Here is a 25,497-nt window from a genome sequence, read left to right as displayed (position 1 = left end):
ATCGCGACACACCCTCATGCCCTTCCGCCGCGCCATCCTCGCCCTTGCTCTCACGCTCGCCGCGCTGTCGCCGGCCTTTGCGACGGCCGAGCACCGGTATGGAAAGAACGAATACGCCATCATCCAGGGTGGCCGCGCGCCGAATGGGAAGCTGTCCGTCGCAGCCCATGGCGGCGGCGAGACCGGTGGCGAGGGTTTTCGCATCTACCTGATGGCGGAGCCGGGCCATCGCCGGCTGATGACGCTCGACAACGTCAACGACGACAACATCCTCGACACCGCGCCGGATGCGTTCCACGCCGCCTGGTCGGCCGATTCGCGCACCGTCGCCGTCTCCTTCCGCAGCGAGCGCCATATCGTCACGCTGAACCTCTACGCCATCGACGGCCGCCGCGTGCGCCTCATCGATGCGCCGGACCTGTTCCGCGACGTGACCGGCCGCAGCGTCGATATCAAGACCGACGGCGATATGCGCACATCGGTCCCCGCGCTGACATGGCCGGCACCGCGGCGCTTCCATCTCACCGACTACCGCGTGTTCGTGCTCGACGACGCCGCGCTCGCAGACAAGCTCGGGCCGCTCGGCAAGGCGACAGCGATGAAGGACGGCCGCACCACGGTCCAGTTTTCCGCCGAGGCCGACGGCGAGCTGCTGCCCGACGGCCGCATCCGCATGGGCAAGCCCAGGGCGGGCCAGTTCGAGGAGCTGGAGTAGGGGCCCCAAATTCGATCGTCGTCCCGGGCTCACGCTTCGCGTGCCCCGGGATGACAGCGGAGGTTTTGGCGACAGCCAAGGGGCCTCTTGTGATCATATGACGCGCGCAATGCATGGCCTCGCTGGCGGGCATGCTTGCCGCGCCGCTGGAAATCCGCGCATCCCTCACTACACTCCCCTTAATCTCCCCTCTCATCCCCCGGAACTCCCGCATGAGCGCCCTGTTTTCCCCGATCAAGCTGCGCGGCCTGACGTTGAAGAACCGCGTCGTGGTGTCGCCGATGTGCCAGTATTCGGCCGAGGACGGCGTTCCCACCGACTGGCACTTCACCCACATCAACAATCTTTCGCTGTCGGGCGCTGCGATGTTCTGCATCGAGGCGACCCATGTCGAGGCGATCGGCCGCATCACGCCGGGCTGCCTCGGGCTCTACAGCGATGCCGCCGAAGCCGCGCTGAAGCAGATCCTCGCCTCCGTGCGCAAGCATTCCTCCACCGCGGTCGCGATGCAGCTCGCCCATGCCGGCCGCAAGGCCTCCAGCGCGCGCCCCTGGGACGGCGGCCAGCTGATCCCGGTCAGTGACGGCGGCTGGCAGACGGTGGCGCCAAGCGCGCTGCCGCACAAGGAGGGCGAGGCCGCGCCGCTGGCGCTGGATGCCGCGGGCTTGACGCGCATCCGCGAGGCCTTCGTCGAGGCCGCGAAACGCGCCGAGCGCATCGGCATCGACGCCATCGAGCTGCACGGTGCGCACGGCTATCTGATGCATCAGTTCCTGTCGCCGATCTCGAACCGGCGCACCGACGAGTATGGCGGCAGCTTGCAGAACCGCCTGCGCTTCCCGCTCGAGGTCTACGACGCGGTACGCGCCGCGTTCCCGCACGACAAGCCGATCGGCATGCGGGTGTCGTCGACCGACTGGGTCGAGGGCGGCTGGGATCTGGCGCAGACCCTCGAATTCGCGAGCGTGCTGAAGGCGCGCGGCATCGACTGGATCGATGCGTCCTCCGGCGGCGTCTCGCCGCTGCAGAAGATTCCGCTCGGCCCCGGCTATCAGGTGCAGTTCGCAGACGCCATCCGCCGCGAGACGGGACTGCCCACCATCGCCGTCGGCATGATCTCCGACGCGAAGCATGCCGAGGAGATCGTCGCCTCCGGCAAGGCCGACATGATCGCGCTCGGCCGCGGCATGCTCTACGACCCGCGCTGGGGCTGGCACGCCGCAGCCGAGCTCGGCGGCGAGGTCGAAGCCCCGCCGCAATACTGGCGCTCGCAGCCGTCGACGCAGAAGGCGCTGTTCGGCAAGACGACGTTCGGGGCGAGGTGAGGTGCGGGGACGGCGGCATAACCATAGGGAGTAACTCCATAGGTATAGTTGCGAGATCGCAGCCGCCCCTCACGCATCCGTAACCTCCCTCAGCTTCCACCCCCCGCAAAACTGGCCTAACCTTCGCAACGTTCAACGCCTCACGGAGGCCCGCCATGCGTTTTCGCGTTCGCAACGCTGCTCACGTGCTGGAGCGCGTGGGTCTCGCGATGGCGGGGGCCGCCTGCGGGCTGTTCGTCGGCGCCTATGTCGGATCGGCGATCGCTCCGCTCACCACGCAGGGTTTCCTGATGCTGATGATGGGCTTGGGCGCGGTCGGTTTCTATCTCGGCATCGACACGCCGCAGCTGCCCTTCGACGAGGCGCACAGCGCCATCGACGCCGCGGAATTTTTGAGCTCCGCCGGCACGCTCTGCGCCACGCTCGCCGCGCTCGCCTCGGTCGCCGTCATCGTGCTGCGGCTCGATCCGCACATGGTCTGGACCTGGCTCGTCCTGTTCGGCTGGATCGCCGGCGTCGCCATGCAGATCGTCGCCGGCGCGAAGGCGCGGATGCGGAAGTAAGGCGTCGCTTGTTGCTCTGGAAAAGACAGCGCCGCGAAGCACACTGCGTTCCCTCCCCCCTTGCGGGGGAGGGCTAGGGAGGGGGAGCCACACGGCGTGCTCTATCGCGTTGAGCGAAACTCTGTTGCCGCGGCCTCGCATGCGACCCGCACCTTTTGCTGGGCCACCCCCCTCGCCAACTCTCCCAGCAAGGGGGGAGGGAGCAGAGCGGAGTGCTCGGCGGGAATTATTCGGTTACGGTGACAGCTTCCCTAAAACACCACGCCGACCCGCGTGCCGCGCTTCCAGGCGATGCGGCAGCGCTTCTTGGTGTTGACGTGCAGCAGCTCGAACCGGTCGGGGATGCTCACCTGGCCGCCGAGATCGACGCAGGCCCCGCCGGGCGAATAGTCGATCAGCGTGCAGGGAATCACCGGCGCGCGCGGGTCGGTGATGATCTTGGCCTGGCGCGACACCAGTCCTGCGGGCTTCACACGGGCGAACCTTCGCGGATGCATTGGCACATCTCCTCCAATTCCGCGGATAGCGCGGGTGGTCTGTTGCAATGATCGGCGGGAGTTGATGCGATCCGGCTAAGGTGGGCGGGAGAATTTTAATGAAAAGTAGCGGCGAATGGAGAAAGCGGCGGTAGCGGGGGAGGGGTTTCAATCACCATTGTCGTCCCGGCCTAGTGCGCAATTGCGCACTAGGCCGGGACGACACCTCTAATGCGGCTCCAGCGCCACCTCACCCCGTCACCGTCTCCGCCTCCGCCGCCACCCCCACATGCTGCGGCACCGGCATCGGTACCGTCTCGTACGTCTTCGGCAGGTTCACCGGCCGGTAGTCCGGCTCCACCGCCATCCGCTTCACCACGCTCTCGTGCACATGCGCGCCTTCGGGGATGAGGCGCGGCTCGCAATCGGGGATGTAGAAGCCGAGAAACACCTTTCGCTCCGGCCACTCCTTGTACTTCGCGCTCTTCGGAAGGTACTCCAGCAGCCGCCAGGCCGCCGTCATCGAATTGTGCAGCTCGCCGGACTTGCCGGTGTAGGCGGGCGGGACATACTGGAACGGCGAGTTCTTTCGCTGGACGCCCCAGGCGAGCTGGTTCACGGTGCGCGGGTTGAAGTTGAGGCCGGCCTTCGCGGCTTCCTCGATCATCCAGATGAGCGGATATTTCGACTCCCCGCTCTCGGCCTCCGGATAGCCGCCGCCGACGTCGCAATGCACGCCGGCGAACCACACCTGCAGGATGTCCTGCGGCTCCTTCTTCTCGTCGGGCACATAGCGGTTGCGCCAATACTCCTGCGGCTCCTCGTACTCCTTGAGGCGGAACATGCAGCGCCGCTCGTCGATCGCGATCGCCTGGCGGAAGATTTTTACGCTCGGATTGCGCAGCGTGAAGGCGAGCTCCTCCAGGCTGAACACGAAGAAGAAATTGTCGCGCCGCGGCACGATCACGCTCGCCACCGTGTCCCACACCCCGATGAAGTGGATGGTCGGCCAGCGCGTGGAGGTGATGCGCGCGAACTGCGCGGCGAGGTCGAACGTGTCCTTCGGCAGCGGCCCCTGATCGTCGACATCGACATCGCTGAGGTCCTCGATGTCGTTGCCGCGCCCGGTGCCGGAATATTGCTTGTAGGCGACGAGGCCCGAGCCTGCGAGGTTAGCCTGCTCCGGCGAGATCAGCCCGATCTTGTGGATCAGCCCCGCCAGCACGCGCACGGTGTAAGCGCCGCGCGAGAAGCCGAACAGATAGATCTTGTCGCCCGGCGCGTAGTGCTCGACCAGGAAGCGATAGGCGCTGAGCACGTTGTCATCGAGCCCGTAGCCGGTGGCGAGCCCCAGCACCAGGTTGACGTTGGCCTTGAAGCGGTGCCACGTCGTCGGCTCCGTCACCGTGCCGACACCGGGATCGTAGAACACCATCTGGCGCGGCGAGGTCTTGTCGGTCTTGCGCAGGCAGCGATAGAGCTTGAGGACGTTGGAGATGTTCTCGCTGATCTCGTTGCCGGTGCCGTCGCAGCAGATGACGAGGTTCTTCGGTTCGGTATTCGGTTCGATCTTGCGCTCGTGCTCCACAGGTGGCCCCTCCCGGTAATGCTACCGGGGCGAGTATAGCAAAAAAGCGCGACGGGGAGGAGACGGTGGGGGTTCTTAGCCTCCCCCTCCAGGGCGGGGCAATCGCATATGACTTCTTGGCAGGGTCTGAGCGCGCGCCTCGTCCTTCGAGACGACCGCTCCGCGGTCTCCTCAGGATGAGGCTAAGCGGCATCTTTGCCGATCGAAAATTGCTGCCGCGCACTCCGTCCTCATCCTGAGGGCCCGCCAAAGGCGGGCGTCTCGATGGATGGGCCGCAGAGCAACCGCCTTAAATGCGATTGCCCTGCCCTCCAGGGGAGGGTGAGAATCCCCGCTTGCTACTTCCTACTTCTTCTTCGTCGGTCCGAAGTCCGGCTGCCACACCGCGTCCTTGCGGCTCGGTGCTGCGGCGATAATCTTGGTCTTGTCCTTCTTCGGCTTCTTGGTTTCGCGATTGCCGCGTTGCTGTCCCTTGGCCATGGCGTCGGTCTCCTGTGGGGGTTTGAGTTCGTCCAGTTCGTCCGATTGCAGCACGCGTCCGCGCGGCGTGCAGACGCGCACGTCCATGTAGCCCTCGCGCAGCAGCTTCCGCGCCAGCCGCAGCGCGACGGTGGCGCTGCCGCGGCCGAGATTGGAGCAGCCATATTCGTTGGTACCGCTGACCAGATAGGGCACGCGCATTGTCCTAGCCATTGAGGATGGCCGCCGCGCAGACCAGGAGCAGAAGGAACAGCGCGACGTCGACCTGTGGAACGATCCATTCCGAGACGCGAAACCGCGGCATCGCACGCTCCTGCACAGCATGACAACGTCATGCTCTGAACGCTGCTCTATCGGCGGGAGCGCACGTGACCCTCAGTCACCGGTCGATGCCGTTGCAGGAAGGGCGGTGATAGGAGCGAGCCTACGCCTGCCCCACCCCAATAGCGAGGACTAAAACGCCGCGCGTCGCCTGCGCCCTCGGCTGCGCGCGGCGCGGTGACGATAGTGCTGGCTATTGCCGCCCTGGGAGCGCATGCTCAGGGCAAGCCGGTGTCGGTTGGGGCTCCGCTCGCAGAAAGGCAGGCGTCCGTGACCATCCGTTCGCGCCGAGAAACCGTCACCTTCAGGCATCCGTTCCGCATCCACGGCATCGACCGATTGCTGCCCGCGGGCAGCTATGACGTCGTCACCGACGAGGAGATGATCGAGGGCCTGTCATTCCCGTGCTGGCGCCGCGTCGCCACCATGATCACGGTGCCGGCCGAAGGCGGGCGCGGCGGCATGATGGAAATGTTGTCGATCGGCTCGGTTGACCTCGCGGACGCGCAAGCCGCGGATGCGCAGGCCGCGCCGGCGAGCGTCGCCCAGAGTGTCGCCCATGACTGACGTCCCGGTGGATCTCGACAGGCATCGCGGCATGGCCGCCCAGAAGGCGACCGATTTGCGCCGCGCGTTGGCCGAGGTCGAGAACAATGTCCGGGAGCTGCGCGAGCGCGAGGCCGATCTCGAGAACCGCCTGATGACGGTGCCCGCCGCCTCGTGGGCCGAGGCCGCGGTGAAGGCGCGCTATCTGCTCAACCTCTATGCCGCCAGCCTCTCCACCGAGGACACCCGCCACCGCGCGCTGGTGACGGCGCTGTTCGACGATTTCGCAAGGCTCAGTGGCGACAGTTGAAGCCCGGCCGCGTGCGTGCATTGCACGATGTCTTGCGCCTGGAAAACCGCCGTCGTCCCGGCCTGGTGCGCAATTGCGCACGGGAGCCAGGACCCATAGCCACCGAACCGAGTTATTGTGAATGAACATGGCCACAGCGTGCCTCCATAACGCTGACCGGACTCATGGGCCCTGGCCCTCGTTGCGCAATTGCGCACCAGGCCGGGCAACGAGAGGAATTCACGGGCCGCGGCGGCGTCGAAGCCAGGCGCCAATCGCGCCACGGTGCAATCGCGCAAGGGAGTAAGCCATGACACTCACGAGCAGCCGCTTCGTCGGCTACGAACAGGACCGGGGCATCGTCCAGTTCCTGATGCAGGACGGATCGAAGGAGATCGCCTGCGCGATCTCGACCTCCGCGATGGACTATCTCGAGCGCGGCCCGCAAGCGAGGCCCGAGCAGCGCGAAGCCCAGTTCACCCGCCTGCGCGAGCGGATCGAGGCGCAAGCGGCGAGCAAGTACCGCGCGACGGAGTTCGAGGGGACGCCGCCAGGGATCGTGCTGCGGAGCATTGATTTTCGGGGGTAGGGGAGGCGGGCTACCGCGGCTGCGACTTGTCCGTCTTGCGCAGGCAGCGATGGAGCTTCAGGACGTTGGAGATGTTCTTCGGGATCTCGTTGCCGGTGCCGTCACGCCCCATGGCCGCATCGTCTGTTGACATTAACCGTCTGTTAACCATGCGGTTGCCTAATGTTGACGATGGGGGATCACCATGTCGGCCCATGTGACGCGACCGAGGTTGATGTCTGTTTCGGCCGATCCGGCCATCCGGTCGGTGGCGAGGCTGGCGGTTCGCGCCAAGGCCGTCCTACAGGGCAAAGCGCCTGTCCCACGGAGCAAAGCCATGTTCGGAAAGGACGACTTAGTGGACAATCTCAGCCGCGATCTCGATCGCGCGCGCGGAAGACGAGATGCGCTTGCATCCGAAGCCACGGCCCTGACGGCCCAGATCGCCGAAATTGAAGCCCGTCTTTCGGAGGAAAAGAAAAGGCGTGAGCGTGAGCGCGTCTTGAGCGAGGTCGAAGCGATCAAGACGCGAATCAAGCAAGCCGCCGGCGCGTTTGCGCCTGTCGTCGATGGTCTCTCGAGGGCGATCGAGCAGGCTGCGGCGGTTGTGCCCGAGGCGCGCGAGCTCAATAGTTTCCTGGTGTCGGTGGCGACCGAGATCGACAGCGTGCTCGATCCCCTGCTCCGCGAACTGGATCAGCGCGCGGATGCGGTGCGAACCGGACAGGCAGCGCTGGACCTGCCGAGTTCGGCCATTGAAGCGCCGCCCATCGAGCTGCCAAAGGACACCAACGAGCGCCTGCTTCGTTTTCCGGCGTGGCTGTCCCGCGACAGGGAGACGGACAAGAAGGACACCGCCGAGAGCCCGCGCAGCACGGCGGCTTGAAGCCCCGGCACGCTGCGCAGCTCAAGACCTTGTCTGCATAATCTGACGTTCGGAGCGAGTTGAGAACTAGGCCACCTCTCCCTGCTGGGGAGAGGGTGAACCGGGCGGCCGAACCTGATCTCATCGCACCCTGGACCTAAAGCGGAATGGCTTTAAGTCGAATCGACTGGCCGCGGGCTCGTTCGAACCTCTCCCGCTTGCGGGAGGGAGCGCACCTCCTTCGCCACCGCTCAGTTGGCGGCGCGGCGCAGGAAGGCCGGGATATCGAGAACGGCCTCGTCGGGCGCATTGCGCGCAGGGGCGCGGCCGTAAGGATCGAGCGGCTGAAGCGCCGCCTGCCGCGCATAGTCCAGACCCGGCCTTGCCGGTGGCCCCACGGGGTGGTGCGGCTGCGGGCGGAGCGGCGGGCTTTCCACTTGCGGCAGGGTAGCACTGCGCTCGATGCGATCGGCGATGCGACGGCCGTCGTTGCGCAGCCTGCCGGCGAGCTGCGTGAGGGCGGTTTCCACCGGTAGCGCCTGCTGCGCCGGATCGAGATTATCGATTCCGGTCGCAACCACCGAGACGCGGACGATGCCTTCGAGGCTTTCGTCAAACGACGCACCGACGATGATGTTGGCGTCCGGATCGGCCTCGTCGCGAATGCGGGTCGCGGCTTCGTCGACCTCGTACAGCATGAGATCCCTGCCGCCGGTGATGGAGATGATGAGGCCACTGGCACGCTTGATCGAGGGATTCTCGATCAGCGGATTGGAGATCGCGGCCACGGCGGCGGCGAGCACGCGCTTCTCGCCGGAAGCCTCGCCCCGTCCCATCATCGCCTTGCCCTTCTCCTTCATGACGGAGAGGACGTCGGCAAAATCGAGATTGATCAGACCTTCCTTGACGATGAGGTCGCTGATGCAGGCCACGCCCGAATAGAGCACCTGGTCGGCAAGGGCGAAGGCATCGGCGAACGTGGTCTTCTCGCTGGCCACCCGGAACAGGTTCTGGTTCGGGATGATCAAGAGGGTGTCGACCGTCTTCAGCAGCTCCTCGACGCCGGCTTCGGCAAAGCGCATGCGGCGCTGGCCCTCGAAGTAGAACGGCTTGGTTACCACGCCGATGGTGAGGATGCCGAGCTCGCGCGCGGTCCTGGCGATGATCGGTGCAGCCCCGGTGCCGGTGCCGCCGCCCATGCCGGCCGTCACGAACACCATGTGCGCGCCGGTTAGGTGCTCGCGGATCGTATCGATGACCTCCTCGGCTGCGGCGCGTCCCAATTCCGGCTGCGAGCCGGCGCCGAGGCCTGCGGTGACCGTTGTGCCCAGCTGGATGAGGCGCGTCGCCTTCGACATGGCCAGCGCCTGCGCGTCGGTATTGGCGACGACGAAGTCGACCCCTTCCAGCCCGGCCGTGATCATGTTGTTGACGGCATTGCCGCCGGCGCCGCCGACCCCGAACACGACAATGCGCGCCTTCATCTCACGAATATCGGTCATGCCAGTCATTCTGTCCTCGTGGTTGCTCCGGCAGGCCGGGGTGGAGAAAGGTTCAAGTGCTACCTGCGAGCCGCGCGGTCTGCGCCCACGATGGCCGCGGCCAGATGTCCCAATCGAAGCGCGGCTCGTCCCGCGATCGCGCCGCTGGCCCGGCGACCGGTCCGCAGAGCCGCCACTTCGTCTTCCAGTCGTGCCGCCCACGCATTGGCTGCCGTCGTCTCGGCAGCCGCCTGCAGCAGCTCGACAGCCAGGCGATCGGCGCGCTCACGCTCGCGCTCGAAATCCGCCCTGTAGCCGGTTGCTGCTGCTTCGAGCCGCGCGACCTCCATCTTGAATGCCTCCGCCTTGAACGCCTCGATCCTTGCCATGGAGGCGGCGATGGGGTCTGCCTTGCGGCAACGCCGTGGGCGGGGCACGTACCGGAGCTCGGAGAAATCAACGCTCACCAGTGCTTTGCCATCATCCGAACGCGAGCGCGGCAACCGGCGACGTCTCGCAAGCGAACGAGCGGCCTCGCGCGAGATATTGAGGCGGGCACCCAGATCAGCATACGTCAACAACGCAACGCACATCGGCGCTTCTCCTGGAGCGAACCGGGAAGGCATTTCGGGCTAATGATGGCTGGACGATTACAGCAGGCTAGGCTGCGTTGGTTAATGGACGGTTAACACGCGGGCGGTGCTGGTTTACGGGTGGCGTCGCCGTGCCGGCCTTGGCATCGCAGGGCACCACTACCGCGGGTGACGATGAAGCCCAGCTATGGATGGTCTCCGTTGCCAGGTTCTCCCCAGAAGCGATTTCACAAGCTGCGCAGACCCCGTCGAGGACGATCCGCGGTTTTGTCGCGTCCGTCTGCTCGATCCACGGAACAAGAAAAGCTCAAAGCAGTGATTTTACAGCCCGGCCATCCTCGACGAGATCGTGAAGCACTATGTTTGAGGGGTTGCGGCGTGATCAAACAGTACGTTGTTCGAGCGAGAGATAGCCCTCGAACGCGAGGTAAGATGCCGACCTCGGCCGCGAGCAACGCTCCGCTGTCGCCAGCACTTCGCCATTCGAATCCCTAAAACAAAAACGGCCGGATCTTTCGATCCGGCCGTCACGCAAAACTCTACTGGCTAAGCTTACGCCACGCGACTTAGCCCCCGCCCTAACGGTAAATCTTCTTAGCTGGCCTTCTTGACCGGCGCGGTGTCGCCGACCTTTTTCTGGATGGCGCGCTTCAGCTCGAGGGCGCGCGGCGACAGGACGTCGGCGCTGGCCTTGAGCAGGAAGGCGTCGAGGCCGCCATTGTGGTCGACGCTCTTCACCGCGTTGGTGGAGACGCGCAGGCGCACGTTGCGCTCCAGGGCTTCGCTGATGAACGTCACGTTGACGAGGTTCGGCAGGAAGCGGCGCTTGGTCTTGATGTTGGAGTGGCTGACCTTGTGGCCGACGAGGGGGCCCTTGGCCGTCAGTTCGCAGCGGCGAGACATGTCACAAATCCTTATCCTGACCCCCAAACGAGTTGAGGCCGCCATTCGGGGCGCCACGGGGGCAAATTCTCTGTCCTTGCAGGGAGCGGCGGACGTATAGGGGGGAAGCGGCGGGACGTCAAGTTTTTGGGGAGGGGTTTTGGGCCCCGCGCCATGCCCCACGATAGGTGTCATCGCCCGGCTTGGCCGGGCGATCCAGTATTCCGTGACGGCGCGGCCGGAGTCGAGGGGCTGCGGCGTACTGGATGCCCCGGTCAAGCCGGGGCATGACGGCGGAGTGCTGGGGGCCAAGATAACCGTCCCGATCACCAAAACGGCAATGTTTGAAGTGCCTTACCATCACATAAAGGGCGTATTCGCCCCGGAAGACTCCGGTGGAGTTCCGCGCCTGTTACGCCCGGACACATTGTTTGCCGCGGTTTTTGGCTTAAATAACAACCGTCGCGCCCCGATTGGATTGTTTCGTGCTCATTTTCCCCCGATTTGCGCCCAGGCCGCGCATCGCCAGTCCGCGGTTTGCCGCCCGGCTGGCCATGGCGGCCCTGTGCGCCCTGGCCTTCGCGTGGGAGGCGAAGCCGGCGGCGGCGCAAGGCAAGCTCGAGGCGCAGTATGAGGCGACGCTCTCAGGCATTCCGGTCGGCAGGGGCGCTTGGAACATCGACATCCAGGACGACGTGTTCGCAGCGGCCGCCTCCGGCGGCACCACGGGGCTGCTGAAGTCGTTCGCGGGCGGGTCCGGCACCGGCGCCTCGCAGGGGCGGGTGGTCAACGGCGCGCTGGTCGCGACCGGCTACCAGGCCTCCACCACCACCTCGAAGAAAACCGAAGAGATCCACATCACCCTCGACAAGGGCAATGTGAAGGAGTTCGGCATCGTGCCGGAGCCGCCGGTCGACCCTGATCGCATCCTCGTCACCGACGCGCATCGCCGCGGCGTCTGGGACCCGATGACGGCTTCGCTGCTGCGCGTGCCGGGCACCGGCGACCCAGTCTCGCCGGACGCCTGCCACAACGGCGCGCCGGTGTTCGACGGCCGCATGCGCTACGACCTCAAGCTTGATTTCAAGCGCATGGAGAACGTGAAGGCGGAGAAGGGCTATCACGGCCCGGTCGTCGTCTGCGCGCTCTATTTCGTGCCCGTGGCGGGCTACATCCCCGACCGCCCCGTGATCAAATACCTCGCCGCCCAGCGCAATATCGAGATCGCCTTCGCGCCCGTCGCCGGCACGCGCATCCTGGTTCCGTTCTGGCTGAAAGTGCCGACGCCCTTGGGATCGGCAATGCTGGAAGCGACGAGCTTCATCACATCAGCCCAGCCGCCGCGGGTTGCGAAGACGCAGTAAAAGCCGCGCTGCGATTCCTCCGTCATTCCGGGGCGCGCCACTTGGCGCGACCTACGGTGCGCAATTGCGCAGCTGAGAATCCATGGCGAGACAAGCCCTGTGGCCTGATGGATTTCGGGCTCGCGACTGCGTCGCGCCAGGGAATGACAAGCGGAGGGATTTTGCACGCAGCCTCAACACCTTACGCGCCCCACCCCGTCATTCGCCCACGCGCCGTTTCTACTGTGCATGGGGTTGTTTTCGCGAAAATGCGTTTGGGGGCCCGGCCATGACGGGGAAGCAGGCGGAGGGGCGTGAATCCATTTGACTCCTCCCCGATTCTGATTCGACTCCGCGCCGTCCCCAATTTTAAGGAACCCGCCACCGAAGTGTCGCTTGTGCGGCAGCCCAAAACTCCATCTAGTGCAATCAAACACAGGGCGCCGCGACATGTTGCGTGAACGGAACAGGACTCAACGGGGAGTCAGCGATTCGGCCGCGATTCGTTCTAGAGTCGTTCCGATGCTTAAGGCCACAGGGAAAAGCGTCGCAAAGTGAGACAGTTGCGCGAGGTTTTGAGGATGCTCCACACACTCCGCTGTCATGCCCCGGCTTGACCGGGGCATCCCGTACGCCGCGGCTTCTCGGTTCGGTCACGACCGCCTCGGCGTACTGGATCGCCCGGTCAAGCCGGGCGATGACAGCAGTGGGGGCGGCCGCCCCGCAGCGTTCGGAGACATACCCGACACCTCGCAAGCCGCCGCGCCGCCCCAAACAGCACTGACATTCGCCGAAATCGGCACTACCTAATCCCCAGAATGGCTTTTCCCCCTTCCCCCTTCGCCTCCGAGCGCGCACCCGGCGCGGGCGTCACTGCGGTGCTCGGGCCGACCAACACCGGCAAGACCCATCTCGCCATCGAGCGGATGCTCGCGCATCCCTCCGGCATGATCGGCCTGCCGCTGCGCCTGCTCGCGCGCGAGGTCTATAACAAGATCGCCGATCGCAAGGGCGTGGAGAGCGTCGCGCTGATCACCGGCGAGGAGAAGATCAAGCCGAAGAACCCGCGCTATTGGGTCTCCACCGTCGAGGCGATGCCGAGGGATCTCGACGTCTCCTTCCTCGCCGTGGACGAGGTCCAGATCGCGTCTGACTTGGAGCGCGGCCACGTCTTCACCGACCGCATCCTCAACCGCCGCGGCCGCGACGAGACGCTGCTCTTGGGCGCTGCCACCATGCGCCCGATCATCGAGCGCCTGTTGCCCGGCGTGTCCATGATCACGCGGCCGCGGCTGTCGCAGCTGGAATTTGCCGGCGATCGCAAGATCACCCGCCAGCCGCGCCGCACCGCCATCGTCGCGTTCTCGGCCGACGAGGTCTACGCCATCGCCGAGCTGATCCGCCGCCAGCATGGCGGCGCGGCCGTCGTTCTCGGCTCGCTCAGCCCGCGCACCAGAAATGCGCAAGTGTCGATGTTCCAGAACGGCGACGTCGACTATCTCGTCGCCACCGACGCGGTCGGCATGGGCCTCAATCTCGACGTCGACCACGTCGCCTTCGCCTCCGACCGCAAGTTCGACGGCTATCAGTTCCGCCGCCTGACGCCGTCCGAATTCGCGCAGATCGCCGGCCGCGCCGGCCGCGCCACGCGGAATGGAACGTTCGGCACCACGGGCCGCTGCGCGCCGTTCGAGCCCGAGCTCGTCAACGCGCTGCAGAACCACACTTTCGACAGCGTGAAGATGCTGCAATGGCGCAATTCGAAGCTGGATTTCTCCTCGCTCGGCGCGCTCCAGGTGTCGCTGAACCTCTCCCCCGGCCATGAGGCGTTGACGCGGGCGCCCATTGCAGAAGACATGCGCGTGCTCGACCACGTCGCCCGCGACGCCGATGTGCGCGATTCCGCACATGGCAAGCTGGCCGTGGAGCGGCTGTGGGAGGCCTGCCAGGTCCCCGACTACCGAAAATTGTCGCCGGCGGCCCATGGCGAGCTCGTGACCACGCTGTACGGCTTCCTGATGCAGAAGGGCCGCATTCCCGATGCCTGGTTCGCGGCCCAGGTGGACCAGGCCGACCGCGTCGACGGCGATATCGACACCCTGTCGGGCCGGATCGCGCAGATCCGCACCTGGACCTTCGTCGCCAACCGGCCGGACTGGCTCGCGGACCCCGAACACTGGCAGGGGATTACGCGGGAGGTCGAAAATAAATTATCGGATGCGCTCCATGAACGCTTGACTGAGCGTTTCGTTGATCGCCGGACCAGTGTATTGATGCGCCGCCTGCGGGAGAACACGAGCTTGAATACTGAAATCGGCAAGACCGGCGAAGTCATCGTCGAAGGCCATGTCATCGGCCGTCTCGATGGCTTCACCTTTGCACCGGACGCCGCGGAAGCCGGCTCCGATGCGAAAGCCTTGCAGGCTGCGGCCCAAGCGGTGCTCGCCGGCGAGATCAACGCGCGCGCCGAAAAACTGGGCAACGCGCCGGACGAGCAGTTCGTGCTGACCTCGGAAGGCACCATCCGCTGGACCGGCGACGCCGTGGCGCGACTGTCCGCCGCAGAGGACGCGCTGCATCCGCGCATCCGCATCATCTCCGACGAGCGCCTGACCGGCAGCCCGCGCGAGAAGGTGCAGGCCCGCCTCGACCTCTGGCTCAAGACGCATATCGAAAAGCTGCTCGGGCCGATGTTCGAGCTCAGCAAGGCCGAGGACGTCACCGGCATTGCCCGCGGCATCGCCTATCAGCTCGTCGAGGCGCTCGGCGTGCTCGAGCGTCCCAAGATCGCCAACGAGCTGAAGGATCTCGACCAGCCCTCGCGCGCGACCTTGCGCAAATACGGCGTCCGCTTCGGCGCCTATCACCTCTATTTCCCCGGCCTCCTGAAGCCCGCCGCGCGTGCGCTCGCCGCGCTGCTGTGGGCGCTGAAGCAGGACAATGTCGATCTGTCCTCGCTCTCGGGCGCGCAGCATCTGGCATCTTCGGGCCGCACCTCGTTCCCGGTCGACAAGCAACTGCCGCGCGATGCCTATCGCGTGCTCGGCTACAAGCAGGCCGGCGAGCGCGCCGTGCGCGTCGACATCCTGGAGCGCCTTGCCGATCTGATCCGTCCGGCGCTGGCCTGGCGTGATAACTCGCCCGGCGAAAAGCCCGCCGGCGCGTTCGACGGCCGCAGCTTCGTGGTGACGCAGGCGATGACCTCGCTCACGGGCTCCGCGGGCGAAGATTTCGCCTCGGTGCTGCGTGCGCTCGGCTATCGCATGGAGAAGCGCCCGCCGCTGCCGCCGAAGCCTGTGGCGGTCGTTGCTGAAGCTTCCAGCGCAGAGGCTCCCGCCGAGACGCCTGCGACCGAAACGCCGGTCGAGGACGCCGCCGCCGCAGACACACCGATCGAAGCCGCTGCGGTCGCAGTCACCGTCGAAGACGCGCCCGGCATGGAGCAGCACGACGAGCCCGCGCAGGACGAGCCGGCGCTCGAAGCATCGCTAGATGCTCCCGTCACGCCCGAAGACGCTCCCGGCATCGCGCCGCCGGCCGAAGAAGAAGCCGCTGCGCCTGCGGAGGCTGCCGGCCTTGAGGCAGCTCCCGCCGAAGCCGCCGCGGTCGAGGCCGCTGCATCGCCCGATGCCGCCGCCCCTGTCGACGCCGCGCCCGCCGAGCCCGAGCTGGTCGAGGTCTGGCGTCCCGGCGGCCGTCACGAGGATCGCAAGCCGCGCCACGAGCGCCATCGCCACCAGCGTCACCATCATCAGCCGCGCCCGCAGGCGGGCGCCGAGGCGGGTGCTGCGCCCGCCGAAGGCGAGGCCGCGCAAGCAGCCGACGGCGAGAAGCGCGGCGAGCGCCATCGTCACGGCGGTCGCAGGGATGGCGGCAGAGACTTCCGCAAGGGCCGCGAAGGTGGTGCGGAAGGCGCGCCGCGTCCCGAAGGGCGCGACGACAAGAACCGCAGCTTCCAGGGCAAGGACCGCGACAAGGATCGCGATCGCAACAAGGGCAAGTTCGGCGGCGATCGCGACAAGGGCCGCGACAATCGTGGCCGCGACCGCGACAAGGGCCGTGACCGCCAGGGCGGGCCGTCGCTGCGTCCCTACGCCTCGAGCGCGAACCCGCGCGAGCGCGATCGTCCGGTCGATCCCAATTCGCCCTTCGCAAAGCTCGCTGCGCTGAAGGAGCAGCTCGCGGGGCGCAAGGAGTAGCCCACGACCGAGCGGCAGCGCATCGACAAATGGCTGTGGCACGCGCGGGTGGTGAAGGCGCGCACCTCTGCGGCTGAACTGGTCGAGTCCGGCCATGTCCGCGTCAACGGCGTGCGCGAGACCTCGCCGGGGCATGCGATCAAGGTTGGCGACGTGCTCACCATCGCGCTCGACCGCACCGTGCGCGTGTTGAAAGTGATAGCCTTCAACGAGCGCCGCGGCGACGCCGCCTCGGCGCGCGTGCTCTACGAGGAGCTCGGCGAAGGAAAGCGCAATTAATTGCGCTTTGAATTCATTTCTTGGTCGATCAAACGCGCAAAGCCGTCATGATCGACCGTCCCCGACCTTGCGGCGCCGGGCCATCCGCGCTACGCAAGCCGCGACTTTTAAAAGAGCTTTTCGGAGCGTTGGATGACTTACGTCGTCACTGAAGCCTGCATCAAGTGCAAGTATACCGACTGCGTCGAGGTCTGCCCGGTCGACTGTTTCTACGAGGGCGAGAACATGCTCGTCATCCATCCCGACGAATGCATCGACTGCGGCGTGTGCGAGCCGGAATGCCCCGCCGACGCCATCAAGCCGGACACGGAACCGGGCCTGGAAAAGTGGCTGTCGGTCAACGCCGACTACGCCAAGAGCTGGCCGAACATCACCCAGAAGAAAGAATCACCTGCCGACGCCAAGGAATTCGACGGCATGGAGGGAAAGTTCGAGAAATATTTTTCTCCGAACCCCGGCTCCGGAGACTAATTCGGCCGCAAACTTAACCCTAATAGCGGCGTGACCGTCGAAAACCAGGCCTGAAGACCCCTAAATCATTGATTTTTGCGGGAAATGTGCTATATTGGGCACATTAAGCCGAACCCCGTCAGCCCCGTTGGCCCTTCTGGGTTCCCGTGAAACCAAATGTCGAACAGGGGCGTGGCAGTTTCCGCGCGCAGGCTGTGTCACAGAAAACGCGTAAAAAGAGTACTTCAGCGAGGGCTTCCCATAAGGAGGCCAAAAAAGTCGCCGCGGCCAGCCGTAGCGCATCCAAGGGTCGGTCCGCGACGAAGGCGCCGGCTGCAAAGTCCTCGAAGAACAAAAGAAGCGCAATGCCTAACAAGACTGCCAAACCGGCCGCGAAAGCGACCGCTGTCAAGCCTGCTGCCAAGGCTCCCGCTGCCAAGTCCGCCGCGCCGAAGGCCCCTGTTGCTGCTGCCAAGGCTCCTGTCGCTGCCAAGCCGGCCGTGAAGCCGGCGGCTGCTGCGCCGAAGGTCGAGGAAAAGAAGGTCGTGACCCAGCGTCAGGGCTTCAAGGCCAACGAATTCGTCGTCTATCCCGCTCACGGCGTCGGCCAGATCCTGGCCATCGAGGAGCAGGAGATCGCCGGTGCGAAGCTCGAGCTGTTCGTCATCAACTTCATCAAGGACAAGATGACGCTGCGCGTGCCGACCGCCAAGGTCGCCAATGTCGGCATGCGCAAGCTGTCCGAGCCTGCGCTGGTGAAGAAGGCGCTGGAGACCCTCAAGGGCCGCGCCCGCGTCAAGCGCACCATGTGGTCGCGCCGCGCCCAGGAGTACGAAGCGAAGATCAATTCGGGCGACATCGTCGCGATCGCGGAAGTCGTGCGCGACCTCTATCGCTCCGAGTCGCAGCCTGAGCAGTCCTATAGCGAACGCCAGCTCTATGAAGCGGCGCTGGATCGTCTCTCCCGCGAGATCGCGGTGGTGCAGCACTCGACCGAGACCGAAGCGGTCAAGGAGATCGAGGCCCAGCTCGCCAAGAGCCCGCGCCGCAACGCCAAGGCGGAAGCCGCCGAGGGCGAGGCGGATGCCGAGGGCGATGCCGACGATACCGATGGCGACGACACCACCGTCGCCGACGAGGCGGCGTAAGCCTCTCGTCGCGTCGATCGCAACAGATCAAAAGCCCGGCCGTTTGGCCGGGCTTTTTGTTTGTGATGCGACGGCGGTCGAGCCTCGCCCTACGGCGCCGCGCGCGGCTGGGTCCAGATCGCGATCGGCCGCTCGAGCCCGCGGATCGCTTGGGGATCCAGGGCGATCAACGATGCAAATGTCTCGGCTGTGCTGCCGAGCTCTAGCATGGCGCGGCTGACGAGATCGTGGCTTGCCACCAGCGCGCAGTCGAGCGTGCGCGTCAGCGCTTCGAGACGGCTTGCTGCGTTGACGGTCGCGCCGATCACGGCAAATTCCAGACAGGTGTGCCCGATGTCGCCGAGCACCACCGGCCCGTAATGCAGGCCAAAGCTGACGTGCATCGGCGGCTCACCGGATGCCCTTCGCTGCGCGCTCCACCGGTCCGCCGCCGCAATCATGGCCTGGGCACAGCGCAGCGCGTTGCTGGCGTCGCGCGTGCCGGCGAACGGCGTGCCGAATGTCGCCATCAATCCGTCACCCAGATATTTGTCCAACGTGCCGTCGTGGCGGAAAACCTCCTGCTCCATCAATCCGTGGAATTCGCGCAACGTCCGCACCACCTCCTCCGGGGTGCGCGCATCGGCAAAGGCCGTGAAGCCGACGATATCCACGAACAGCACCGCGACGTCCTGCGTGCGCACCTGCTTCAGTGGCTCGTCGTGCTTCGACAATTCCGTCACGACGTTGGGTGAAAAGTAGCGCGCAAGATTGCCGCGTTCCCGTTCCACCGCGGCATGCCGGATCAGCAGATCGTTGCTGCGGCGGACGGCGAGCGCCAGCGTCACGGCGACGATCATGAAGACGACGATTTCCTGGATGCGGATGCCGAATCCGATCGCAGCGGGCGAGATCAGCGCGAACAGCCTGTGATCGCTGCCCACCGCGTCCGCAATGCGGGCGGTCAGTGCGGGATCGCGATCAGGTTGCCACCACACCCATGCGATGCCGATCACCCAGAGCGCTGCGGTCCATGTTCCGACCGCAACCACGGTTCGCCAGGAATAGGCCAGCGTGGCGCCCGAGAGCAGCACGAAGAAGTAGATGAAGTTGCCGAAATGGTACTGCATCGCCACCGGCCAGTGCGTCGTGCCGAAGGGGTTCGGGACGACGATGACGAAGGTGAGCAGCGCCAGGTCGCAGAACAAAAGCGCCAATTCCGACCGCGACACGCCGACCCGCCCAACCCTGACCTGGGCCCAGCCGATCAGTGCGAACAGGCCCAGCAGCGCCACGTAGTAGAGCTGCTGCCATGCCGGGTTGATGGCCGGCAGCAGGCAAGCGATGATGGCAAGCGCGACATAGCGCGCCCGCACGGCCAGTTGCAGGCCCTCCTGCTTGGCGGATGCGAGTGCGGCCTGCGCGAACTGGACAGTTTCGGTCTCGCGCTGGCTGCGCGCGCGTGAAGGCTCGGCAGACGATTCGCGGCGCTCGACGAGCATTGTCACGGGGCGGTCTCCTCGCTTGGGCCGTTGCAGCACGACGACGGCTGTCAGCCGCCGCAACCGATCTTCAGTCTAGTGATGCATGGCCGCGAGGTCATCAGCTCGGGTGAGTGTTTTTCACCCGCGCAGCGAACCGCTCACTTCACCGGCCGCTTCTCGAGCTTCCTCGCCAGCGTGCGCCGATGCATACCCAACCTCCGCGCTGCTTCCGAGATGTTGAAATCCGTCTCGATCAGCGTCTGGTGGATGCGTTCCCATTCCAGCGTCTTGATCGATGTCGGCCGTGCATCGAGCGCGACTTCGGCGTTGCCTTCGGCCCTGTTGAAGGCGGCCTCGATGTCGTCGGTGTTCGACGGCTTTGCCAGATAGTGGCAGGCGCCCAGCTTGATCGCCTCGACGGCGGTCGAGATGCTGGCAAAGCCGGTCAACACCACGATCAGCATCTCCTCATCGTGGGTGTGCAGCAGCTCGACGCAGGCGAGCCCCGAGGCGCCGCCGAGCTTGAGGTCGACGACGGCGTGGCCGAAGGATCGCTCCTCCAGCACTTTCCGCACCTCCTCGATCGAGCCGGCCAGCACGACCTCGTAGCCGCGGCGCTCGAACGAGCGTTTCAGCGTGCGCGCAAAGCTTTCGTCGTCCTCGACGACGATGAGCGAACGGTCAGGCGTCAAAGCTGCCCCCGATCGCGAGCGTTGCGAGCGGCAGGGTGAGGCGGACGGTGGCGCCGCGCTTCCTGTGGTTCTCGGCGGTCACGCTGCCCCCTAACTTGCGCACCACGTTGACCACCAGGAACAGGCCGAGCCCGCCGCCGGCGCGGCCCTTGCTGGAGTGATAGGGCTTGCCGAGCTGCGCCAGCATCTCCGGCGCAAAGCCGGGACCGCGGTCGCTGATCGACAGCACGAGATTGTCGCCCTCGCGCTCCGCCAGCAGTTCCACCCATTCGCGCGAGACCTCATAGGCGTTGTCGAGCACGTTGAAGATCACCTGTTTCAGCGCCACGTCGGAGACGATCGCGATGTCTTCGCCGAACGTGTTGACGAAGTAGAGCGTGCGCGCCGAACGGGCGTTGCGCCACTCATCGACCAGTGCGGTCACGAAGGCCGTCACCGTCGTCGGCGAGGACCCTTCGCCGCGCGCTTCGCCCGCCGACACCAGGATGCCCGTGACGATCGACTTGCAGCGTTGCAGCGAGGTCTCCATCTCCGCGAGATCCTCGGCGAGCTCCTGATCGGCGGCGAGATCCGGCATGCGGCGCCAGTCGCTGAGGATCACCGAGAGCGAGGCGAGCGGGGTGCCGAGCTCGTGCGCCGCGCCCGATGCCAGCAGGCCCATGCGGACGATATGGTCCTGCTCGGCCGCATGCTGGCGCAGCGCCGCCAGATGCGCGTCGCGCTCGCGCAGGTTCCTGTTGATGCGGGTGACGAACACGACCAGCAGCACGGCATTGAGCACGAAGCCCAGGAGCATGCCTGTTACGGTGAGGCTGTAGGTCTCGCTGATCGGGTTCGGCGGCAGGTCGAGCGGCCGGTACGCCAGCGTCAGCCAAACGAAGCTGGCGCAGGTCAGCGCCACCAGCGACCAGGTCGAGCGCGCATCGAGCAGCACGGCGCCCAGCGTCACCTGGAGCAGGAATAGCGAGGTGAACGGATTGGTGGCGCCGCCACTGAGATAGAGCTGCGCGGTCAGTGCCGCGACGTCGAGCATCAAGGCGACCAGCAGCTCGTTGTTGGAGATCGCGGCACGATGGCGCACCCAGACCAGGCTCGAGACGTTGAGCAGCACCAGCGCGCCGATCACCGCGCCCATCCGCTCCAGCGGCAGGGGAATGCCGAGCCAGAAATGCACGCCGCCGATGGTCACGATCTGGCCGACCACCGCGGTCCAGCGCAGCTGGATCAGCAGCGCCATGTTCTTGCGGTTGGTCTCGTCGTCGGTCGGCGTAGCGCCGACCAGCTCGCTGCGCGCGTCCGCCTGCGATTGCAGCGTGACGGCGAGCTCGCCAAACGCCTGGGGAGGCGTTTTTCCGTCGTCAGGCCTGTTCGACGATCGTTCCAGCATCTGATCCCGTCCTGCGGGCGGCAGCGTCGGAGCCGCCGGCCGGTTCGTGGACGAAGCGCCCGCGGCGGAACAGCCCGCCGCCGAATGTGACGAAAAGTTTACCGGCCAGCATGACAGCCAGGGCAAACCACGTCAGCGCGTAGATCAGGTGGTTATTGGGAAAGCGGATCACGGTCAATCCGCCGATGGGGCCTTCGAAGGGGCCTTGGGCGGTTTGTGATCCGGCATCGGCATCGACGAAAAAGGGTGCGACATCGTGGAGGCCGCGTGCCGTCGCGATCGCGACGACATCCCGCGAGTACCAGCGGTTGTGTTGGGGAACGTTGTTCCGGAGGAAGCCGCCTTTCGGCTCCGTCATGCGGAGCAGGCCGGTGATCGCGACCTCGCCGTCCGGATTGCCATCCCGGCGTGTCGATGCCTCGCGCCGCTCGGACGGCACGAAGCCGCGGTTGATCAGGACGAGCGTGCCGTCGTCGCGTTTGAGCGGCGTCAGCACCCAATAGCCGGGGCCTTCCTCGGTGACGGCCTGAACCAGCGTCTCGCGGTCATGCAGGAAGCGGCCGCTGACGGTGACGTGCCTGTATTCGTCGCTTGCGGCCGAGACCGCAGGCCACGCCGCGGGCGAGGGGATCGGCTGGGCCGGGGCATGGACGCGTTGCTCGACGCGGTCGATCAACGCCAGCTTCCAGGCGCGACGTTCGATCTGCCAGACGCCGAGCGCGATCAGAACTGCAAAGGCCGTGAGCGAGAGGACCGTGAGCCACAGGGACGGGCGCACAGCGTTACGGCGCGCCCATCCTGTCTTGCTCGTCACGGTCCCCAATTCGTTCACTTCATTCCGCTCATCTGGTGGATCGGCATCATGTTGCTGTTGAGGTGGTTCATCACCCACAGCGAACCGGACAGCGCGATCACCACCATGACGATGGTGAAGATCAGCGCCATCATGCTCCAGCCGTTCTCGGACTTCGTGGTCATGTGCAGGAAGTAGATCATGTGCACGACGATCTGCACGACCGCGAAGGCCATGATGACCAGCGCGGTGATCTGCTTGCTCGGCAGCGCGCCGCTCATCACCAGCCAGAACGGGATCGCGGTGAGCACGACCGAGAGCACGAAGCCGAGGAGATAGGTCGAGAACGTGCCGTGGGCGTGACCATCGCCGTGGTGATGATCGTCCGCGTGGGCGGCGTGGGTATCGGTGTTCATCGCAGAACTCCCAGGAGATAGATGAAGGTGAAGACGCCGATCCAGACCACGTCGAGGAAGTGCCAGAACATCGACAGGCACATCAGGCGGCGGCGGTTGGCCTCGATCAGGCCGAACTTCCAGACCTGCACCATCAGGGTCACCAGCCAGATCAGGCCGCAGCTGACGTGCAGGCCGTGGGTGCCGACCAGGGTGAAGAAGGCGGACAGGAAGGCGCTGCGCTGGGGCGTTGCGCCTTCATGGATCATGTGGGCGAACTCGGTCAGCTCGATGCCGATGAAGGCGGCGCCGAACAGGCCGGTGATCGCCAGCCACATCTGCGTCTGGGCGATCTTGTTCTGCTGCATGGTCAGCATGGCGAAGCCGTAGGTGATCGACGACAGCAGCAGCATCGAGGTGTTCACCGCGACCAGGTCGAGGTCGAACAGGTCCTTCGGCGCGGGCCCGGCGGCGTAGTTGGCGCCGAGCACGCCGAAGGCGGCGAACAGCATCGCGAAGATGAGACAGTCGCTCATCAGGTAGATCCAGAAGCCCAGCGAGGTGCTGTAGCCTTCCGGATGCGGATGCTCGTCGGCGAGATAGAAGACCGGCTCGCCGGTTTGCGAGGGATTGACAGCGATAGTCATTTACTTGACTCCGGCGAGCAGTTTGGTGCGCGCGTCCTCGGTCCGGATGACGTCGTCGGCCGGAATGTCGAAGTCGCGGTGATAGTTGAAGGTGTGACCGATCCCGACGACGAGCATCGCGATGAAGCTCGCAGCCGCCAGCCACCAGATGTACCAGATCAGGCCGAATCCCATCGCGGTGGCGAGGCCGGCGAGAATGACGCCGGTGCCGGTGCTGCTGGGCATGTGGATCGGCCTGAACCCGGTGAGCGGACGCTGGTAGCCGCGCTTCTTCATGTCCCACCACGCGTCATTGTCGTGAACGACGGGGGTGAAGGCGAAGTTGTAGTCCGGCGGCGGCGATGAGGTGGCCCATTCCAGCGTGCGTGCATCCCAGGGATCGCCGGTGACGTCCTTGAGCTGCTCGCGCTTGAGGAGGCTGACCGCGAACTGCATCAGCATGCTGAGGATGCCGAGGAAGACGAGGAAGGCACCGATCGCGGCGATGACGAACCAGATCTGGAGGCTGGGATCGTCGAACACGCGCAGACGGCGGGTCACGCCCATCAGGCCGAGCACGTAGAGCGGCATGAAGGCGAGGTAGAAGCCGACGACCCAGAACCAGAACGACAGCTTGCCCCAGAAGACATCGAGCTTGAAGCCGAACGCCTTCGGGAACCAGTAGTTGATGCCGGCAAAGGCGCCGAACACCACGCCGCCGATGATCACGTTGTGGAAGTGCGCGATCAGAAACAGGCTGTTGTGCAGGACGAAGTCGGCCGGCGGCACAGCGAGCAGAACGCCGGTCATGCCGCCGAGCACGAAGGTCAGCATGAAGGCGATCGTCCACATCATCGGCAGCTCGTAGCGGATGCGGCCGCGATACATCGTGAACAGCCAGTTGAACATCTTCGCGCCCGTGGGGATCGAGATGATCATCGTGGTGATGCCGAAGAACGAGTTGACGCTGGCGCCCGAGCCCATCGTGAAGAAGTGGTGCAGCCAGACCAGGTACGACAGGATGGTGATGACGACCGTGGCGTAGACCATCGAGGTGTAGCCGAACAGCCGCTTGCCGGAGAAGGTCGAGGTGACTTCCGAGAAGATGCCGAAGGCGGGGAGAACCAGGATGTAGACCTCGGGATGGCCCCAGATCCAGATCAGGTTCACGTACATCATCGGGCTGCCGCCGAAATCGTTCGTGAAGAAGTTGGTGCCGACGTAGCGATCGAGCGAGAGCAGCGCGAGCACCACGGTCAGGACGGGGAAGGAGGCGACGATCAGGATGTTGGTGCAGAGCGACGTCCAGGTGAACACCGGCATCTTCATCATGGTCATGCCGGGGCAGCGCAGCTTGACGATGGTGCAGATCAGGTTGATGCCGGATAAGGTCGTGCCGACGCCTGCGACCTGCAGCGCCCAGATGTAATAGTCGACGCCGACGTCAGGGCTGTAGCCGATGTTCGACAGCGGCGGATAGGCGAGCCAGCCGGTGCGGGCGAATTCGCCGATGAACAGCGAGGCCATCACCAGCACCGCGCCGCCGACCGTCATCCAGAAGCTGAAATTGTTCAGGAACGGGAACGACACGTCGCGCGCGCCGATCTGGAGCGGCACGACGTAGTTCATCAGGCCAGTGACCAGCGGCATCGCCACGAAGAAGATCATGATCACGCCGTGCGCGGTGAAGACCTGGTCGTAGTGATGGGCGTTGAGATAGCCTTCGGAGCCGCCGAACGCGAGCATCTGCTGGCCGCGCATCATCAGCGCGTCCGCGAAGCCGCGCAGCAGCATCACGATGCCGAGGATCATGTACATGATGCCGATGCGCTTGTGGTCCACCGTGGTGAACCATTCGCGCCAGAGGTAGCCCCAGAGACGGAAATAGGTGAGGCCGCCGAGCAGCGTGGCGCCGCCGAGCGCGACCACCACGAAGGTGCCGACGACGATCGGCTCGTGCAATGGCAGTGACTCGAGGCCGAGCCGGCCGAAGATGAGCTTGAGAAGATCAGGAGACATGCGAGCTCTCT

The 25,497-nt window shown here is 65.4% G+C and carries 26 protein-coding genes; 12 read left to right on the top strand and 14 right to left on the bottom strand.

What is annotated here, in order from left to right; all coding sequences use genetic code 11:
• Positions 1-16: 16 nt before the first annotated feature.
• From E4K65_RS15360 to E4K65_RS15350, 3 genes are all read left to right on the top strand, one after another.
• Positions 17-715 (top strand): hypothetical protein, encoded by a 699-nt coding sequence (locus tag E4K65_RS15360; protein WP_135174892.1) that lies wholly within the window; start codon positions 17-19, stop codon positions 713-715.
• A gap of 212 nt (positions 716-927) precedes the next feature.
• A complete protein-coding gene (locus tag E4K65_RS15355) occupies positions 928-2,040 on the top strand; it encodes an NADH:flavin oxidoreductase/NADH oxidase (RefSeq protein WP_135174891.1) in 1,113 nt (370 codons plus the stop codon).
• Positions 2,041-2,195: 155 nt separating this feature from the next.
• On the top strand, positions 2,196-2,603 hold the full coding sequence (locus tag E4K65_RS15350; RefSeq protein WP_135174890.1) for a hypothetical protein: 408 nt from the start codon (positions 2,196-2,198) through the stop codon (positions 2,601-2,603).
• A 251-nt stretch (positions 2,604-2,854) separates the two neighbouring features.
• Here E4K65_RS15350 and E4K65_RS15345 read toward each other — a convergent pair whose 3' ends face one another.
• The 3 genes from E4K65_RS15345 to E4K65_RS48205 all read right to left on the bottom strand — a co-directional run bounded on the left by E4K65_RS15345 (position 2,855) and on the right by E4K65_RS48205 (position 5,360).
• Positions 2,855-3,100: a PilZ domain-containing protein gene (locus E4K65_RS15345; RefSeq protein WP_027545230.1), complete on the bottom strand. Its 246-nt coding sequence runs from the start codon at positions 3,098-3,100 to the stop codon at positions 2,855-2,857.
• A 229-nt stretch (positions 3,101-3,329) separates the two neighbouring features.
• Entirely contained in the window at positions 3,330-4,667 is a 1,338-nt protein-coding gene (locus tag E4K65_RS15340) for a T6SS phospholipase effector Tle1-like catalytic domain-containing protein (protein WP_135174889.1), read from the bottom strand.
• Between the two features lie 345 nt (positions 4,668-5,012).
• Entirely contained in the window at positions 5,013-5,360 is a 348-nt protein-coding gene (locus tag E4K65_RS48205) for a hypothetical protein (RefSeq protein WP_209312069.1), read from the bottom strand.
• Positions 5,361-5,738: 378 nt separating this feature from the next.
• On the opposite strand from E4K65_RS48205, the gene E4K65_RS15330 reads away from it, so the two are divergent.
• The 3 genes from E4K65_RS15330 to E4K65_RS15320 all read left to right on the top strand — a co-directional run bounded on the left by E4K65_RS15330 (position 5,739) and on the right by E4K65_RS15320 (position 6,892).
• Positions 5,739-6,035, top strand: a complete 297-nt coding sequence (locus E4K65_RS15330; protein ID WP_135174887.1) for a hypothetical protein — start codon at positions 5,739-5,741, stop codon at positions 6,033-6,035.
• Positions 6,028-6,324 (top strand): hypothetical protein, encoded by a 297-nt coding sequence (locus tag E4K65_RS15325; RefSeq protein WP_135174886.1) that lies wholly within the window; start codon positions 6,028-6,030, stop codon positions 6,322-6,324. The genes E4K65_RS15330 and E4K65_RS15325 overlap by 8 nt, the downstream gene beginning before the upstream one ends.
• Before the next feature lie 289 nt (positions 6,325-6,613).
• A complete protein-coding gene (locus tag E4K65_RS15320) occupies positions 6,614-6,892 on the top strand; it encodes a DUF1488 family protein (RefSeq protein ID WP_135174885.1) in 279 nt (92 codons plus the stop codon).
• Positions 6,893-6,902: 10 nt separating this feature from the next.
• Here the strand turns inward: E4K65_RS15320 and E4K65_RS49495 are convergent, their stop codons facing one another.
• On the bottom strand, positions 6,903-7,025 hold the full coding sequence (locus E4K65_RS49495) for a hypothetical protein (protein ID WP_271576819.1): 123 nt from the start codon (positions 7,023-7,025) through the stop codon (positions 6,903-6,905).
• A gap of 183 nt (positions 7,026-7,208) precedes the next feature.
• Here E4K65_RS49495 and E4K65_RS15315 point away from each other — a divergent pair, with 183 nt between their 5' ends.
• Positions 7,209-7,757 carry a hypothetical protein gene (locus E4K65_RS15315; RefSeq protein ID WP_235885647.1) on the top strand — a complete coding sequence of 183 codons (549 nt, stop codon included), beginning with the start codon at positions 7,209-7,211 and terminating at the stop codon, positions 7,755-7,757.
• Positions 7,758-7,987: 230 nt separating this feature from the next.
• On the opposite strand, the gene ftsZ is transcribed toward E4K65_RS15315, so the two are convergent.
• The 3 genes from ftsZ to rpmB all read right to left on the bottom strand — a co-directional run bounded on the left by ftsZ (position 7,988) and on the right by rpmB (position 10,713).
• The gene (gene ftsZ / locus E4K65_RS15310) at positions 7,988-9,247 is read right to left on the bottom strand and encodes a cell division protein FtsZ (protein ID WP_135174883.1); all 1,260 of its coding nucleotides are present in this window, start codon (positions 9,245-9,247) and stop codon (positions 7,988-7,990) included.
• Between the two features lie 50 nt (positions 9,248-9,297).
• A complete protein-coding gene (locus E4K65_RS15305) occupies positions 9,298-9,810 on the bottom strand; it encodes a hypothetical protein (RefSeq protein ID WP_167770833.1) in 513 nt (170 codons plus the stop codon).
• Positions 9,811-10,404: 594 nt separating this feature from the next.
• Positions 10,405-10,713: a 50S ribosomal protein L28 gene (gene rpmB, locus E4K65_RS15295; protein WP_135174881.1), complete on the bottom strand. Its 309-nt coding sequence runs from the start codon at positions 10,711-10,713 to the stop codon at positions 10,405-10,407.
• Positions 10,714-11,246: 533 nt separating this feature from the next.
• On the opposite strand from rpmB, the gene E4K65_RS15290 reads away from it, so the two are divergent.
• The 5 genes from E4K65_RS15290 to E4K65_RS15260 all read left to right on the top strand — a co-directional run bounded on the left by E4K65_RS15290 (position 11,247) and on the right by E4K65_RS15260 (position 18,111).
• The gene (locus E4K65_RS15290) at positions 11,247-12,056 is read left to right on the top strand and encodes a DUF3108 domain-containing protein (RefSeq protein ID WP_167770851.1); all 810 of its coding nucleotides are present in this window, start codon (positions 11,247-11,249) and stop codon (positions 12,054-12,056) included.
• 797 nt (positions 12,057-12,853) lie between these two features.
• Positions 12,854-16,234 (top strand): helicase-related protein, encoded by a 3,381-nt coding sequence (locus E4K65_RS15275; RefSeq protein WP_135174877.1) that lies wholly within the window; start codon positions 12,854-12,856, stop codon positions 16,232-16,234.
• Between the two features lie 21 nt (positions 16,235-16,255).
• Entirely contained in the window at positions 16,256-16,513 is a 258-nt protein-coding gene (locus E4K65_RS15270; RefSeq protein ID WP_135174876.1) for an RNA-binding S4 domain-containing protein, read from the top strand.
• Positions 16,514-16,645: 132 nt separating this feature from the next.
• Positions 16,646-16,984: a ferredoxin FdxA gene (gene fdxA / locus E4K65_RS15265; protein ID WP_027545217.1), complete on the top strand. Its 339-nt coding sequence runs from the start codon at positions 16,646-16,648 to the stop codon at positions 16,982-16,984.
• A gap of 344 nt (positions 16,985-17,328) precedes the next feature.
• Positions 17,329-18,111, top strand: a complete 783-nt coding sequence (locus tag E4K65_RS15260; RefSeq protein ID WP_167770832.1) for a CarD family transcriptional regulator — start codon at positions 17,329-17,331, stop codon at positions 18,109-18,111.
• Between the two features lie 89 nt (positions 18,112-18,200).
• Here E4K65_RS15260 and E4K65_RS15255 read toward each other — a convergent pair whose 3' ends face one another.
• The 7 genes from E4K65_RS15255 to cyoB all read right to left on the bottom strand — a co-directional run bounded on the left by E4K65_RS15255 (position 18,201) and on the right by cyoB (position 25,486).
• On the bottom strand, positions 18,201-19,592 hold the full coding sequence (locus E4K65_RS15255) for an adenylate/guanylate cyclase domain-containing protein (RefSeq protein ID WP_235885651.1): 1,392 nt from the start codon (positions 19,590-19,592) through the stop codon (positions 18,201-18,203).
• Positions 19,593-19,732: 140 nt separating this feature from the next.
• Positions 19,733-20,266: a response regulator transcription factor gene (locus tag E4K65_RS15250; RefSeq protein WP_135174873.1), complete on the bottom strand. Its 534-nt coding sequence runs from the start codon at positions 20,264-20,266 to the stop codon at positions 19,733-19,735.
• A complete protein-coding gene (locus E4K65_RS15245) occupies positions 20,256-21,653 on the bottom strand; it encodes an ATP-binding protein (protein WP_135174872.1) in 1,398 nt (465 codons plus the stop codon). The genes E4K65_RS15250 and E4K65_RS15245 overlap by 11 nt, the downstream gene beginning before the upstream one ends.
• Positions 21,625-22,485, bottom strand: coding sequence for an SURF1 family protein (locus E4K65_RS15240; protein ID WP_135175010.1), 861 nt, complete (start codon positions 22,483-22,485; stop codon positions 21,625-21,627). Before E4K65_RS15240 ends, E4K65_RS15245 begins: the two co-directional genes overlap by 29 nt.
• Positions 22,482-22,862 carry a cytochrome o ubiquinol oxidase subunit IV gene (cyoD, locus tag E4K65_RS15235; RefSeq protein WP_135174871.1) on the bottom strand — a complete coding sequence of 127 codons (381 nt, stop codon included), beginning with the start codon at positions 22,860-22,862 and terminating at the stop codon, positions 22,482-22,484. Before cyoD ends, E4K65_RS15240 begins: the two co-directional genes overlap by 4 nt.
• Positions 22,859-23,488: a cytochrome o ubiquinol oxidase subunit III gene (gene cyoC, locus E4K65_RS15230; protein ID WP_135174870.1), complete on the bottom strand. Its 630-nt coding sequence runs from the start codon at positions 23,486-23,488 to the stop codon at positions 22,859-22,861. Before cyoC ends, cyoD begins: the two co-directional genes overlap by 4 nt.
• Positions 23,489-25,486, bottom strand: coding sequence for a cytochrome o ubiquinol oxidase subunit I (gene cyoB / locus E4K65_RS15225; protein ID WP_135174869.1), 1,998 nt, complete (start codon positions 25,484-25,486; stop codon positions 23,489-23,491).
• Between the last annotated feature and the right edge of the window lie 11 nt (positions 25,487-25,497).

Origin of the sequence: Bradyrhizobium niftali (assembly GCF_004571025.1) — a bacterium.
Taxonomy (GTDB): Bacteria; Pseudomonadota; Alphaproteobacteria; order Rhizobiales; family Xanthobacteraceae; genus Bradyrhizobium; species Bradyrhizobium niftali.
This window is presented reverse-complemented; position numbering and strand designations above follow the sequence as displayed.